This window comes from Bacillus sp. AY2-1, from assembly GCF_008368965.1.
Classification (GTDB): domain Bacteria; phylum Bacillota; class Bacilli; order Bacillales; family Bacillaceae_G; genus Bacillus_A; species Bacillus_A thuringiensis_S.
Window position 1 is genome coordinate 16,917 of the sequence record NZ_QPEL01000030.1, and the last position, 14,936, is coordinate 31,852.

A 14,936-nucleotide genomic window follows, 5' to 3' on the forward strand; every position below is an offset into this window, starting at 1 on the left:
CTATCCTGGAAAACCTTAGTAAATACCATTTTATTCCCTTAAAACGTATGAATATTCCTCTTTACACATCCCATTTGAGTCAAAAAAATATTTTAACCACTACGATAGATACCCCTTTAATAGAAGGTAAAAAAATAAAAGACACGGGACCCGTGTCTTTTATTTTTTAATCTTGAAGAGTTGCATCTTCCGTGTCTTCCACACCAGAATCTTCACCAATTCCGTGATGATCACGAACAAAGAAGGCAATTTCCTCTCTTAAGTCCGTATTCTCTTTTAAGAATTGCTTCGAATTTTCACGACCTTGTCCTAAACGTTCTTCATTATAAGAATACCAAGCACCGCTCTTTTGAACGATATCAAGCTCAGAAGCCATATCCAAGATTTCACCCTCTCTTGAAATACCTTCTCCGTACATAATATCAACTTCAGCAACACGGAATGGTGGCGCTACTTTATTTTTCACTACTTTTACTTTTGTTTTATTACCAACGATGTCGTTACCTTGCTTTAATTGCTCCGCACGACGCACTTCAAGACGGACAGTTGAATAGAATTTCAACGCACGACCACCTGGAGTTGTTTCTGGGTTTCCGAACATAACCCCAACTTTTTCACGAATTTGGTTAATAAAGATTGCAATTGTTTTTGATTTGTTGATTGCTCCTGAAAGCTTACGAAGTGCTTGTGACATTAAACGTGCTTGTAAACCTACGTGTGAGTCACCCATGTCGCCTTCAATCTCTGCTTTCGGTACAAGAGCTGCTACAGAGTCAATTACGATAATGTCAACCGCACCACTTCGTACAAGAGCTTCCGCGATTTCTAATCCTTGCTCCCCTGTATCAGGCTGTGATAATAGTAATTCATCTATGTTAACGCCTAATTTTTGTGCATATACAGGATCCATTGCGTGCTCCGCATCGATGAATGCTGCTTGTCCACCTTGACGTTGTACTTCTGCAATTGCATGTAATGAAACTGTCGTTTTACCTGAACTTTCAGGTCCGTAAATTTCGATAATACGGCCACGTGGGTATCCGCCTACCCCTAATGCCACATCAAGTGCTAAAGAACCACTTGAAATTGTAGAAATTCTACGTTCCGCTTGTTCTCCTAATTTCATAATTGAACCTTTACCAAATTGCTTCTCTATTTGTTTTAACGCCATATCTAATGCCGCTTGACGATCACTCATTCAAAATTCCTCCTTAACTGAATTGCTAATCTTATTATACCTATTTTCAATTCAATTTGCCAACAAAAATCGAACATTTATTCGTTTTTTTTATTTTCCATTACATAAATACGTAATTTAACTATAAAAAAAGCTAGAAGAAACTTATATCTCTTCTAGCTTTTTATATAAATGATAAAATCCATATTTTGTCGAGCGTTCTCTAATTTGTTGACGACTTCCACTTAAATTAAGAGGAAAAACTGCAGTTTGTTCACCTTTAATCGCCAATCCAACAAATACTGTTCCTGGCTCTTTCTGTTCTGAAGCATCTGGCCCTGCTACCCCAGTGAAACTAATTCCGATATCCGCTTTTAATAAATCCTTAACATTTTCAGCAAGATAACGAGCACATTCTTTACTAACTGCACCATCAGTATGCAACACTTCTTCAGGCACACGCAATACATGTTGCTTCACATCATTATGATAACAAATGACACCACCTTTAAATACAGAAGAAACACCAGCATTTTCAGTTACTTGATTTCCAAAAAGACCACCTGTTAAACTTTCTGCACATGCTAAAGTTAACCCTTTTCTCTTCAATAACTCGATTGCCTTATAATGCAAAAATTCTTGGTCATATCCGTAGAAAAATTCTCCTACCCTTTCTAAAATCAAATCTTCCACATGTTGAATTAGTTTCTCCGCTTCGCTAACATTTTGATGCTTAGCGGTTAAACGTAATGTCACTTCTCCATCATTTGCTAGCGGGGCGATTGTTGGGTTTGTTTGTCCATCAATTAAATCTTGAACTTTCACCTCTAATTGGGACTCCCCGATACCGAAGAAACGAAGCACACGGGAATAAATGTTTTCTCCTGTTGTAAAATTACGTAAAAAAGGCTCCACGTAACTTACATACATTGGTTTCATTTCTTTTGGCGGCCCTGGTAATAAAATATAAACTTTTCCGTTCTTATTTACCCCCATACCAGGCGCCATACCGTGGTCATTTGCAAATACTGTTGCTCCATTTAAGACTAGCGCTTGCTTTTTATTATTCTCCGTAAATTCACGGCCTGTACGCTTAAAGTAATTACTTATTAAGGCTAATGCCTTTTCATCATACACAAGCGCTTCATCTAAACTAGCCGCTATCGTTTCTTTCGTTAAATCATCTTTTGTCGGTCCTAATCCACCTGTAAAAATAAGTATATCAGCACGTTCTTCCGCAGCTTCAATCGCCTTTTGCAGTCGCTTATTATTATCACCAACAACAGTATGATAGTACACGTTAATTCCAATTGAAGCTAACTTTTCAGATAAAAACTGGGCATTTGTATTTGCAATTTGTCCAAGTAATAATTCAGTTCCAACCGCAATAATCTCAGCATTCATCCTAATTCCCCCATAAACTTCTATTTTGAGTTTACAAAAGCAGCTCTATTTTTCCAGAAATAATCCCATCCTGAAATAACAGTAAAGATTAATGCAATCCATATGAAGATATCAGCAACTGGAATATGGATTAAATTTAAAGGTACATCGTGTAATAAATATGCTGCAATCGCAATAATTTGTGTCCATGTCTTAATTTTCCCTAGCTGATTTGCCGCAACTACTTCCCCTGTTCCAGCAAGTACAAGACGTAAACCTGTTACAGCAAACTCACGACTGATAATTACAATAACAATCCAAGCCGGTACATATTGCATCTCTACCAATGTAATAAGTGCTGCTGAAACAAGTAATTTATCAGCTAATGGGTCAAGAAACTTTCCTAAATTCGTTACAAGATTATACTTTCTTGCGTAATGTCCATCAATCCAATCTGTAGCTGAAGCAATGATAAAGATAAGTGCCCCTACTAAATGTTGAATTGGCAAATCAACATCACCAATTTTGTATGAACCCCAATCAAAGGGCGCTAACATAATTACCATAAAAATTGGAATTAAGAAGATTCTAGATATTGTAATTTTATTTGGTAAATTCACAGCTATTCCTCCATCATATCAAAAACATTTGTTCATCGAAAAAAAAGTCATCGAAGCGATGACTGTTATTGTGCAGGTTGCTCTATCCCTTGGTTTTTAATCACCAATCTTTGGTGATATTCTTTTTGTGGATCTAACGGGAAAGCAAGCACTTGGCCATTCAGTTTAATTTCAACATTCGGTGCACTTCCAATATTAAGTCGTACTTCTTTTAATGTTGATACATCGCGTTTCTCTGTTTGACCGCTTTGTACTGTAGTGTTTAGAATTTCGTTACCCGCATCATCCTTAACATCTACATAACTTGCACCCTTCGCTGAAATTTCCAATTCTAACGTTTTATTATTATGAATTTCCAAAGTAGATACCTTACCAGTTGTTCCAACTACTTTCACTTCTTGCTGTCCAGTTGGTGGTGCTGGCTGCTCCTCTTTCTTTGGTTCTTCTTTCTTTGGCTCTTCTTTCTTTGGCTCTTCTTTCTTTGGCTCTTCTTTCTTTGGCTCTTCCGCTTTCTTCGTATCTAACGGAGAATCTTTCGCTTTTTGAACTTCAATTTTCTCACTTTGAGCACTCGGAACTTTTTCATCATCTTTTCCAGTTAACGCTTGAAACACAAACCAGATTACGACTCCAACCGCGATTACTAACAGCGCAACTAAGATTTTCGGCATGTGATCTGCAACTGGCCATGATGAAGATTTTTGCATTGTTTCTTGTGTTTTTTGTCCCGTTGATACTTGTGGAACTTCACGCCTTTCAGATTGTGGTATCGTACTCTGATGTTCTACAAGCAGTTCCTCTCCATTTAATCCAACAGCATCTGCGTATTGTTTAATGAATGCACGCGCATAAAAAGCTCCTGGCAATACATCATAATTGCCTTCTTCAATTGCCACTAGATGGCGTTTTTGAATTTTTGTAATTTCATGCAGCTGATCAATAGACAAGCCTTTCGCTTCTCTTGCTTCTTTCAGCTTTTGTCCCAATTCCGTCACTACTAACACCTCAATATTTCTTTAAAAGTCAAACATAGAGAAATTATTTTGCGTACCTTGCTCAATTTCATCTACTAAATTATATTGAATTTCTTCATCATAATCGTTACGCAACTCGATAATATAATCAAAATCATCCAATGTGTATTCTGACTGACTCACAAATACATCAGGATGTTCCACAACTTTCGTTGCAGGCAATCTCATAATTTCACGAACGAGCTGCCAATGTCTTTCGTTGGCACGCTTCGTTGACACAATTCCATCTAGGATGAAAATATTGTCATCGCTATACTCATCTTCAATTAATTGACTACGAACAGTTTGCTTAATAAGAGTAGATGATACAAATAACCACCTTTTATTTGCACAAACACTTGCAGCAACAATGGATTCTGTTTTTCCGACACGAGGCATTCCGCGTATCCCAATTAGTTTATGGCCTTCTTTTTTCATAATTTCTGCCATAAAGTCTACAAGTAAGCCTAATTCATCACGCACAAATCGAAATGTTTTCTTATCATCTGCATCTCGTTGTATGTACCTACCATGCCTAACCGCTAGCTTATCTCTTAGCTTGGGCGGACGATATTTCGTTACCGTTATGTTATCCATCGTATTTAAAATTGATTCAAGTCTAGAGATTTGCTCTTGATTATCACACATAAGAAGTAACCCACGTCGTGCATTATCTACACCATTAATTGTGACAATATTAATGCCGAGCATACCGATTAACGAAGAAACGTCACCAAGCAAGCCAGGTCGGTTTTTATGTATTTCATATTCAAAATACCATTCAATCATCCAAGATCACTCCCCTTGCTTACTTTACACCTACGTACTATATTATATGATTTCACCTTAATAGGGAAGCTAAATGTATAATCTATCCTGTGTAATTATTATACAAAAAAAGTAGAGAGGAGAATCTCCTCTCTACTTTTACTTATGTTGTACAAACTTAACCATTAAGTTTGCAATTGTATGTTGCTCCTGTTCATCAGCAACTTTCCAAAGCTCAGCTAATAATTTCTCTTGGTCATTGCGCCCTTCTACTTCATTAGCAAGGTAGTCGCCAACACGAAATGCCATATCTGATACCGCACCGCCGTCTAAACCTTTTCCTTGCGCTTGCTCTAAACGATCTCCTAAAAAGCTCTTCCACTGATCAAAATTATCTAATACTGACATAATTAAGCACCTCACTATTGAGTAATAAAATCATCCTTAATTTGTGCAACTGTTCATTTTTTATGTAAGAAATTTTTAGCAGTGCCAACCGCCATTCACTCCGATGATTTGTCCAGTTATGTATGATGCTCCTGGTGATACGAGGAATGAAACTGTTTTTGCTACTTCTTCTGGTAATCCTATTCTACCTAATGGTATATCTTCAGCAATTCCCATTTTATCTTCTTCAGAAAAAACACTTAACATTTCCGTTTCAATTGCTCCTGGTGCTACTGCATTCACACGTAATCCACTTAAAGAAACTTCTTTCGCTAAAGCTTTCACATATGAATTTTGCGCCCCTTTTACCATTGAATACAGCACTTCACAAGAAGCCCCTATTTGTCCCCATATAGATGAAATAATTACAATATTACCACTTCTCCTCCCGATCATAGGCGGAAGTGCCATTGAAAGTAATTTATATACGTTCTTCACTTGAAGTTCTACCATATAACCCAATTCTTCGTTTGTTACATCTGTTACTAGTCCAAAAATACTCTTCCCAGCTGCGTATACAATAACATCAATAGGGTGTTCAATTTGTCCCCACAATTGCTCTGCTCCATCACTAGAAGCCAAATTCGCTTGAACAGGGATAACTTCTCCCCATGCTTTCTGCAATTCCAATACCTTTCCTTCACTGTTATTGTAATGAACATAAACTGTATATCCATCTTGAATTAATTGTTTCGAAATAGCAGAGCCAATCCCTCCGCTCCCTCCAGTTACTAACGCATACTTTTTCATAAATTCCCTCTCTTATCTCTACAAGTTCAATTTTCACACAACTAAATAATACCCTCATCTTACAATTTTTCAATGATAAGATGAGGGTATCTTTAAAATGTTATTTTTTCGGTAACACCTGACAAACACTCATTTTTTCTTCTGATAACAATAATTTTGCTACTTCTTGTAAGTCTTGAACGGTTAGCCCTTCTAATACAGTCAATGCATCAAATAGACTAGATTCATTAAACGCATATCGTGTAAATTGATTTGCAATATATTCTGGTGAATTCAACGAGCGTAAAAAACCACCAATTTTCTTTTTCTTCACTCGTTCTAATGCCGCCGCATCTAATTGATCATAATCTGTTTTTAATAAAATATCTTTTAAACGATCTGCCAATTCATCAGGTTGTTTCGTATCACCACCAACCATTGCAAAACCGAAGTTATTTTCTTCTGTATAGTCATACGAGAATGAATCATCAATAAGTCCTTCATTATATAAAGCTTCGTAATGAACAGAACTTTTTCCAAATAAATAATCTAAGAGTAACGTAAGCGCAATTTCTTGTTTTAAAAGCGCTTGCCCCTTTTCTTTTAAATTAGTCGCTTTAATACCAACTAAACATTTCGGTGTTTGCACAGGCATTGAAATAATTTTTTTCTTTTCATTTACCTCATTTGGTTCCTCTTCAAATGAACGCACAATTTCTGGCTGGTTTTTATAATCTTTTTCCGCTTGATTTTCACGTACTAAATCCATTGTTTTCTCTGGATCAATTGCACCCACAACAAATAATAACATATTGCTCGGATGATAAAATGTTTCATAACATTCATATAATAAATCTTTCGTAATTTTACTAATAGATTCGATTGTCCCTGCAATATCAATTTTAATTGGGTGTTTTACAAACAAGCTATCAATTAACCCAAAGTACAAACGCCAATCTGGGTTATCTTGATACATTTGAATTTCTTGCCCAATAATCCCCTTCTCTTTTTCAACTGTTTTTTCAGAGAAATAAGGCTCTTGCACGAAGTTTAGCAATGTATTTAAATTTTGTTCTACGTTTGAAGTACATGAAAAAAGGTAAGCTGTTCGTGTGAAGGATGTAAAAGCATTTGCCGATGCTCCTTGTTTACTAAACAATTGGAAAGCATCGTGATCTTCTTTTTCAAATAATTTATGCTCAAGAAAATGTGCAATCCCATCAGGCACACGAATCATTTCTTCTTTCCCCAATGGTACAAATGTATTATCTACTGAACCATATTTCGTCGTAAACGTCGCAAATGTTTTATTAAATCCTTGTTTCGGTAAAACATATACATCTAATCCATTAGGAAGTTTTTCATAATAGAGTGTTTCTTTTAATTGCTCATAAACAATTTTTTCCATTTACTCTCCCTCCGTTCCTTGTAAAAAGTAAATTGTATCTAGTTCAATATTTTTAGCTACTTTTACAATTTCTTCTTTTGTTACACTTTCTATACCTGTAAGCCATTCTTCAACTGGACGTGTACGATCTGAAATAATACCATGATATAGCATTTCTACAAATCCACGCGGTGTATCAATCGCCTCTAATATTTGATTTTGGATGACACTTTTTGTTTGATGTATTTCTTCTTCAGAAAACTCTCCGTTTTGCATCGCAAGCATTTGTTCTTTAATAATCTCAACTGCTTTTTCATAATTTTCCGCTTCGATTCCTGACATAACAAATAATAAACCTTTATGACTTTCAAAGCGCGATGCTGCATAGTACGCTAAACTATTTTTTTCACGCACATTTACGAATAACTTCGAATGAGAAAAACCACCAAACAATCCATTGAACAATTGCAATGCAAAATAATCTTCATCTTTATATGTGACAAATGTACGATAACCGATGTGTAATTTACTTTGTTTTAATTCTTGTTTTTCAACAACTTCTTTTTCTTCATTATTTCGTCTATGAAGGAGTACATTTCTTTCTCTCACTGGACGAGCTGAAATAGAAAAATACTTACTTACAAGATCAACGGCGTTTGTTGAAATATCACCAATAATATATAGATCCATTTCATCTTCTGCTAACACCTTTTGATAATATTGATACAGACTTTCATTTGTAATAGACGTAACACTCTCTTTTTTTCCATTTGCACTTAAACGATACGGTTCTACTTTGCACATTTCTTCAATTAAACGCTCGTTTGCATAACGCATTTTATCATCATAAGTAGCTTCAATTCTCTGTAACAGTGCTCTTTTTTCACTTTCTACGATAGAAGATAGGAAACCGTTCCCCTCGGTTGCTGGATGTAACACAATATCAGACAACATAGAAAGCGCTTTTTCAAATAACGGTGGTGCATCATGTAAATAAACTTCATTTGCAATGTCTACATAAATGGAGATAATATGGTCTTCCCCTTTTTTACTTACATCTACCGCTAAAGAAGACCCGTATAATTCTTCTAAATATTGACGAAGACGAATTACAGAAGGTAATTTTTCTGTGGCACTTTGCAATACGTATGGCAATAGGGCACGCTCTGTCACCGTCTCCTCATTTAAAGGCGCTTTAAAACGAAATACAAAGGTATTCGTTTTATATTTATCAGTCGGAATAATATGTACGCGCAAACCACCTAACTCATGTAGTTGTTGTTCCATTAGTTTCATTTATAGCCCTCCTTTACGTATATAGGAATATTCCTCTTCAATATACAGTTTTTAGAAATAAAAAATCAACTTTTCTCCCTTATTATGCTTACATATGATTCTTTCTAAAAACTTTAATATGTAAGGAACATAGTAAAATTCCGTATTAAATATATTCTATGTAAAAAAGCCCACACTAATGTGCGAGCTTTTTTATACTTATAAAATACTTATCGTTTTCCTTTTTCATAAGGAGTTCCTAATGCTTTCGGAGCTTCAGAACGACCTACAAAACCAACAAGCGCTAATATTGTGAATACATATGGTAATATCGTTAATAAAACACTTGGAATTTGATCTAATACAGGAATTGTTCCGCCCGTTACACTAAGAGATTGCGCAAAACCAAAGAATAGAGCTGCACCTAGTGCGCCTAGTGGATTCCACTTTCCAAAAATCATAGCAGCTAAAGCTAAGAAACCTTGTCCTGTAATAGTTGCCCCTGAGAAGTTATTAGAAATTGACATTGCAAAAATCGCTCCACCAATTCCAGCAAACACTCCTGAAATACAGACTCCAATATAGCGCATTTTATATACGTTAATCCCCATCGTATCCGCTGCCATTGGGTGTTCACCAACAGCACGTAGACGAAGACCGAACGGTGTTTTATAAATAACATACCAAACAACGAATGCTAAAATAATGGCAATATACGACGTTATTGGTACATTCGAGAAAAATATTTTCCCTAAAACCGGAATATCCGAAAGGCCTGGAATATCAATCTTTTCAATACGATACTGAATAAAGTCAGTCTGCCCTTTATCAAAAATCTTCTTAATTGCAAATACCGTTAAACCAAGGGATAAGAAGTTAATTGCTACACCACTTACAACTTGATCTGCTCGGAATGTAATAGAAGCTACCGCATGAAGTAATGCAAATAATCCACTACCAATTGCCGCAAATAATAACGCAATCCACGGGGTCATCGTTCCCCAAGTATCACCCATTAATAAGTTTGTAACAACTCCAATAAATGCACCAAATAGCATTAGTCCTTCTAATCCGATATTTACAACACCCGATCGTTCACTAAATACTCCACCTAGTGCTGTGAAAATGATAGGTGCCGATGTATATAACGTACCCGTCACAAGAATGGCTAATATATCTAAAAAGCTCATTTATTTCCCCTCCTTGCTCATGCGTGTAAGCGCCCATCTTAACACATAACTACATGCAACAAAGAAGATGATACATGCAATAATTACATTAATAAGCTCTGATGGTACATCTGCCTCAAAGTTCATTTGAGGGGAAGCACTTTTCAAACCACCAAATAATAAAGCTGAAAGGATTATACCAAACGGATTATTCCCTCCAAGTAATGCTACGGCAATCCCATCAAATCCTACTCCTGTAAACGAAGACATCGCGGTCATACTCTGGAATGTTCCTAATCCTTCCATCGCTCCACCAATCCCCGCAAATGCACCAGCAATTGTCATGGAGAATACTACATTACGAGAAACTTTCATACCTGCATATTGAGAAGCATGCTGATTAAATCCTACCGACTTTAATTCGTAGCCTACAGTTGTTCGATCTAATAAGAACCACATTAAAATAGCGATTAATATTGCTACAATAATTCCCCAGTGAAGACGCGAACCATCAGTAATGCTAGCAAGCCAGTCTGAAGATAGTGATGCACTCTCTTTAATGTCATACGTTTTATCATTACCTTCATGTAAAAAGCGCTTAATGATGTCATATGTTACATATAATGCGATATAGTTCATCATAATTGTTACAATAACCTCATTAACTTGAAACTTTCCTTTTAAATATCCAGGAATGAAGCCCCAAATTCCTCCTACCAATGCTGCGAATAAAATAGATAATGGAATATGAAGGAAAGCTGGTAGTGAAACTGCATAACCGAACCAAACCGCTGCAAGCCAACCAACTAGCAATTGACCCTCTACCCCGATATTAAATAAACCTGTACGAAATGCAAACGCCACTGATAAACCAGCAAGAATAAGCGGTATCATTGTACGAAGCGTTTCACCAATCGCACTTGCGCTACCGAACATCCCTGTCCAAAGTGCACTATAACCTACAATTGGATCATAACCACTAACTAACATTACAATCGCTCCGACAAGTAAGCCAAAAATAACGGATAGTACTGGGACTAAAATATTTATCGTTCGTTCTGTTAAAAGTTTTTTAGCCATTTGTACCCACCTGCTCCTTCTTTGTTCCTCCAGCCATTAACAATCCAAGCTGTTGTTCATTCGTTTCTTTCGCATCAACTATTGCTACAATTTTCCCTTCATAAATAACAGCAATTCGATCGCTAACATTTAAGATTTCATCTAACTCTAGTGATAAAAGTAATACACCTTTCCCTTTATCCCTTTGCTCTATTAATCTCTTATGAATAAATTCAATTGCTCCTACATCTAAACCACGTGTTGGCTGTGCTGCGATTAATAAATCTGGATCACGGTCTACTTCACGTGCAATAATTGCTTTTTGTTGATTTCCCCCAGATAGAGCGCGTGCTAAAGTTTGCTCACTGGGTGTACGTACATCAAACTGTTCAATAAGAGCCTTTGCTTTTTCTGTAATTTTGCTGAAATTTAAAATCCCTTTCTTTGAAAACGGATTCTTATAGTACGTTTGCAGAACTATATTATCTCTAACAGAAAAATCAAGGACGAGTCCGTGTTTATGACGATCTTCTGGAATATGACCAATTCCTTCTTCTGTTATTCTTCTAACAGGCCAATTTGTTATTTCTTTCCCTTTAATTGCAATAGAACCTGACTCAACTTTTCGTAAACCAGTAATTGCTTCTATTAATTCACTTTGTCCATTTCCATCAATCCCTGCAATCCCAACAATTTCCCCCGCACGAACAGTTAAGTCAAGGCCTTTTACAGCAGGTAGTTGACGTGCATCGTGAACAACAAGATTTGCAATTGAAAGTACCTCTTCTTTTGGTTTCGCGTCTTTTTTTTCTGTTTTAAAATTCACTTGACGTCCGACCATTAATTCTGCAAGTTTATTTTCATCCGTATTTGCAACGTCAACCGTTCCAATTCCTTTTCCTTTACGAATAATCGTACAACGATCGCAAACTTCCATAATTTCTTTCAACTTATGTGTAATAAGAACAATAGATTTTCCTTCTTGCACAAGCTTTTTCATAATTTGAATTAGCTCATGAATTTCTTGTGGTGTTAACACAGCTGTCGGTTCATCAAATATTAAAATTTCTGCACCGCGGTAAAGAGTTTTCAAAATCTCAACACGCTGTTGCATACCCACTGAAATATCCTGTATTTTCGCATATGGATCTACAGCTAAACCGTATTGTTCAGACAGTTTTTGAATTTCTTTAGCAGCTTCCTCAACAGCAATTTTCCCTTTTTTCCTCGGTTCATTTCCGAGAATAATATTCTCTGTAACTGTAAAATTATGAACAAGCATAAAGTGCTGATGAACCATTCCAATACCAAGGTCATTTGCCACATTCGGATTGGTAATATTTACAGACTTTCCTTTAATTTTAATTTCACCTTGTTCTGGTTGGTACAAACCAAATAGTACATTCATCAATGTGGATTTCCCTGCACCATTTTCTCCAAGTAAAGCATGTATCTCACCCTGCTTTACTTGCAGCGTAATATCATCATTCGCTACAATGCCTGGGAATACTTTCGTAATGTTATTCATCTCAATTACGTATTCCATTGTGTTCCTCCTTTTAACAGGGAACATTCCCTATTACACTATTAACTTATTAAGCAATTCGGAAGTTTTATACATACAAAGGTTAGTTCTATGAACTAACCTTTGCTATTTCTCTATTTATTTTTTTAGAGAAGCTTCATATTCTTTATACTCTTTATCTGTAGCCGGTACTTTAATTTCACCGTCTGTAATTTTCTTTTCAAATTCTTCTACTTTTGTTAAAATTTCAGGGTTAACTTTTTTCACGTTATCAGTTGTTTTTGAAATACCAATACCGTCATCTTTTAAACCAAACGCTTCTACTTTACCGCCTTTTAACTTACCGTCTTTCGCTTCTTGCGCTACTTTTTCAACAGCGATATCTACACGTTTTACCATTGAAGTTAATGTTACGTTTTCAGGCATACCTTCTTGGTTTTGATCACGGTCAACACCGATTACCCAAACATTTTCACCTTTTTTCTTACGGTTTTTCGCTTCAGTGAATACACCGTTACCTGTACCACCAGCAGCATGATAAATTACGTCTACGCCTTGACCATACATTGCTGATGCAAGAACTGTACCTTTTTCAGGTTTATCGAATGCTTCTGCATATTCAGATACGATTTCAATGTTTGGATTTACTGCTTTTGCACCCGCTTTAAATCCATTTTCGAATTTACTAATTAAATCACTCTTCATCCCACCAACAAATCCTACTTTATTCGATTTTGTTGACATAGCTGCTACCGCACCTACAAGGAATGATCCTTCATGATCTTTAAATGTAATGCTCGTTACGTTTGGTGCATCTACTACAGTATCAACGATTGCAAATTGTTGTTTTGGAGATTCTTTTGCTACTTCTTTAATTGCACCTTCTAATTTATAACCAATTCCGAAAGATAAATCATACTTATCTTTTGAAAATTTCTTTAAGTTTGGAATATAATCCGCTTCTTTTTCAGACTGTAGGTAACGATAATTTGTCTTTTCCTTTAATCCGTTATCTTTACCAAACTTTTTTAGTCCTTCCCAAGACGATTGGTTGAACGATTTGTCATCAACGCCCCCAACATCCGTTACCATACCGACCTTGAAGTCTTTCGTGTCTTTCTTGTCACTGCTTGCCTTATCCGAGTTACCACATGCACCTAAAACTGTACTTGCTGCTAATGTTAATGATAATAAAAGACCTGCTTTTTTCTTCATACTAGAAACCCCTCCAAAAATGATATATATTTTTTTATTCTTTCGCTGCTGTTCCTTACTTCTTGCTGTCACCTCCCTAAAAAGGAACTTATCTACATACGCTTTCTTAATACGTGGAAGCTAAACTTATCAGCTCTAAAGTAATTGATAGAATATAAGATTGGCTCATCATTTTGATCATAGTGCATTTGTTTTAATACAAGCAGTGCTGTTTCAGGCTCACATTCTAAAATCGGTGAGATTTTAGGGTGATAGCCAATTGGCTCAATATGAGCAACCGCATATGTTATGCGCTTATGCGTGTTATTATGTATCACCGTTAATAATGACTCCTCATTGTAACCCGATAAATCTGGCAATATTTCTTTTGCAAGTTTATCGATACAATATACAACAGGTTCCCCATCTGCTGTACGCACGCGTTCAATCATCACTGCATTGAAACCATCTTCACTATTAAACTTCTCTTTTTCCTCTTCTGTTAAAGTTGTAGTAGATGATGATAAAAAGATCGTTCCTGGTGTTTTCCCCACACTAGAAATCATATCTGTAATACTAGAAAGTTGTTCTATTCCAGAAGAAAATAATGGCTTTGCATTTACAAATGTCCCTACACCATGTCTACGAATGACAACATTTTCTTCTTCTAAAATACGTAACGCTTCCCTTAAAGTCGCTCTACTTACGCCAAGTTCTTTCGCTAAATCAAACTCTGATGGTAACTTTTGTCGTTCTTTATAAGCCCCATCTTTAATTTTTTCTTTGATGTGATCAATCACCCGTAAATATAGGTGACGACTATCGGATTTTACTGACATAAGACTCCCCCGCATTTCAATTATTCGACCTCTGATGTAAGACTTCTTTTCTCTTTTTTCAACTTACAACATAGTACAAATGACTAACCACTAAAAATAAGCGCAATTGTCGAATAAATAATAATAATTTTTTAAAATGAAATTTTCACTCTTTACTGTATAAAAAAAACTTTGCACCATAAACATTCCTCATTTCGAGAAAAAGTTCGGCACAAAGATCCTTTACATCCTTTGTTACACACTTTTCCCCTCATAGTCTAGCAATTCATGGTTGCCAGGTAGAAACTTATGGACCTTATCTCCAAGATTATATGAGGCAGTGATTCTTTTCGAAGTAATCTTACCACTTGC

At 36.1% G+C, this 14,936-nt stretch carries 14 protein-coding genes and 1 riboswitch; all 14 genes read right to left on the reverse strand.

The window, feature by feature from the left end:
• Positions 1-166: 166 nt before the first annotated feature.
• Complete coding sequence (recA, locus tag DN403_RS08230) at positions 167-1,198, reverse strand: recombinase RecA (protein WP_001283853.1); 1,032 nt, start codon at positions 1,196-1,198, stop codon at positions 167-169.
• A 144-nt stretch (positions 1,199-1,342) separates the two neighbouring features.
• Complete coding sequence (locus DN403_RS08235) at positions 1,343-2,581, reverse strand: competence/damage-inducible protein A (RefSeq protein WP_000990684.1); 1,239 nt, start codon at positions 2,579-2,581, stop codon at positions 1,343-1,345.
• 20 nt (positions 2,582-2,601) lie between these two features.
• A complete protein-coding gene (pgsA, locus tag DN403_RS08240; RefSeq protein ID WP_001052967.1) occupies positions 2,602-3,180 on the reverse strand; it encodes a CDP-diacylglycerol--glycerol-3-phosphate 3-phosphatidyltransferase in 579 nt (192 codons plus the stop codon).
• Between the two features lie 65 nt (positions 3,181-3,245).
• Complete coding sequence (locus DN403_RS08245) at positions 3,246-4,175, reverse strand: helix-turn-helix domain-containing protein (RefSeq protein ID WP_063675622.1); 930 nt, start codon at positions 4,173-4,175, stop codon at positions 3,246-3,248.
• Positions 4,176-4,196: 21 nt separating this feature from the next.
• Positions 4,197-4,982 carry a DUF3388 domain-containing protein gene (locus tag DN403_RS08250; protein ID WP_000574107.1) on the reverse strand — a complete coding sequence of 262 codons (786 nt, stop codon included), beginning with the start codon at positions 4,980-4,982 and terminating at the stop codon, positions 4,197-4,199.
• 138 nt (positions 4,983-5,120) lie between these two features.
• Positions 5,121-5,369 carry a DUF3243 domain-containing protein gene (locus DN403_RS08255; protein ID WP_000114444.1) on the reverse strand — a complete coding sequence of 83 codons (249 nt, stop codon included), beginning with the start codon at positions 5,367-5,369 and terminating at the stop codon, positions 5,121-5,123.
• A gap of 75 nt (positions 5,370-5,444) precedes the next feature.
• Complete coding sequence (gene ymfI, locus DN403_RS08260) at positions 5,445-6,158, reverse strand: elongation factor P 5-aminopentanone reductase (RefSeq protein WP_000759625.1); 714 nt, start codon at positions 6,156-6,158, stop codon at positions 5,445-5,447.
• Between the two features lie 100 nt (positions 6,159-6,258).
• Positions 6,259-7,545, reverse strand: a complete 1,287-nt coding sequence (gene yfmH / locus DN403_RS08265) for an EF-P 5-aminopentanol modification-associated protein YfmH (protein ID WP_000411972.1) — start codon at positions 7,543-7,545, stop codon at positions 6,259-6,261.
• Positions 7,546-8,820 carry an EF-P 5-aminopentanol modification-associated protein YfmF gene (gene yfmF / locus DN403_RS08270; protein ID WP_016077343.1) on the reverse strand — a complete coding sequence of 425 codons (1,275 nt, stop codon included), beginning with the start codon at positions 8,818-8,820 and terminating at the stop codon, positions 7,546-7,548. It abuts the gene before it with no gap.
• A 209-nt stretch (positions 8,821-9,029) separates the two neighbouring features.
• Positions 9,030-9,989: an ABC transporter permease gene (locus tag DN403_RS08275; protein ID WP_000008857.1), complete on the reverse strand. Its 960-nt coding sequence runs from the start codon at positions 9,987-9,989 to the stop codon at positions 9,030-9,032.
• A complete protein-coding gene (locus tag DN403_RS08280; protein WP_149185390.1) occupies positions 9,990-11,048 on the reverse strand; it encodes an ABC transporter permease in 1,059 nt (352 codons plus the stop codon).
• The gene (locus DN403_RS08285; protein ID WP_000456930.1) at positions 11,041-12,573 is read right to left on the reverse strand and encodes an ABC transporter ATP-binding protein; all 1,533 of its coding nucleotides are present in this window, start codon (positions 12,571-12,573) and stop codon (positions 11,041-11,043) included. Before DN403_RS08285 ends, DN403_RS08280 begins: the two co-directional genes overlap by 8 nt.
• A gap of 117 nt (positions 12,574-12,690) precedes the next feature.
• The gene (locus DN403_RS08290; RefSeq protein ID WP_000725767.1) at positions 12,691-13,767 is read right to left on the reverse strand and encodes a BMP family lipoprotein; all 1,077 of its coding nucleotides are present in this window, start codon (positions 13,765-13,767) and stop codon (positions 12,691-12,693) included.
• A 92-nt stretch (positions 13,768-13,859) separates the two neighbouring features.
• The gene (locus tag DN403_RS08295; RefSeq protein WP_000114182.1) at positions 13,860-14,585 is read right to left on the reverse strand and encodes a GntR family transcriptional regulator; all 726 of its coding nucleotides are present in this window, start codon (positions 14,583-14,585) and stop codon (positions 13,860-13,862) included.
• Between the two features lie 233 nt (positions 14,586-14,818).
• Positions 14,819-14,920, reverse strand: a riboswitch (purine riboswitch).
• Positions 14,921-14,936 lie beyond the last annotated feature (16 nt).

Coding starts and splice junctions, on each gene's coding strand:
- DN403_RS08275 (WP_000008857.1), bottom strand. CDS start 9,989: ATGAGCTTTTTAGATATATTAGCCATTCTTGTGACGGGTACGTTATAT.
- recA (WP_001283853.1), bottom strand. CDS start 1,198: ATGAGTGATCGTCAAGCGGCATTAGATATGGCGTTAAAACAAATAGAG.
- yfmF (WP_016077343.1), bottom strand. CDS start 8,820: ATGAAACTAATGGAACAACAACTACATGAGTTAGGTGGTTTGCGCGTA.
- DN403_RS08295 (WP_000114182.1), bottom strand. CDS start 14,585: ATGTCAGTAAAATCCGATAGTCGTCACCTATATTTACGGGTGATTGAT.
- DN403_RS08250 (WP_000574107.1), bottom strand. CDS start 4,982: ATGATTGAATGGTATTTTGAATATGAAATACATAAAAACCGACCTGGC.
- DN403_RS08285 (WP_000456930.1), bottom strand. CDS start 12,573: ATGGAATACGTAATTGAGATGAATAACATTACGAAAGTATTCCCAGGC.
- yfmH (WP_000411972.1), bottom strand. CDS start 7,545: ATGGAAAAAATTGTTTATGAGCAATTAAAAGAAACACTCTATTATGAA.
- ymfI (WP_000759625.1), bottom strand. CDS start 6,158: ATGAAAAAGTATGCGTTAGTAACTGGAGGGAGCGGAGGGATTGGCTCT.
- DN403_RS08255 (WP_000114444.1), bottom strand. CDS start 5,369: ATGTCAGTATTAGATAATTTTGATCAGTGGAAGAGCTTTTTAGGAGAT.
- DN403_RS08235 (WP_000990684.1), bottom strand. CDS start 2,581: ATGAATGCTGAGATTATTGCGGTTGGAACTGAATTATTACTTGGACAA.
- DN403_RS08290 (WP_000725767.1), bottom strand. CDS start 13,767: ATGAAGAAAAAAGCAGGTCTTTTATTATCATTAACATTAGCAGCAAGT.
- DN403_RS08280 (WP_149185390.1), bottom strand. CDS start 11,048: ATGGCTAAAAAACTTTTAACAGAACGAACGATAAATATTTTAGTCCCA.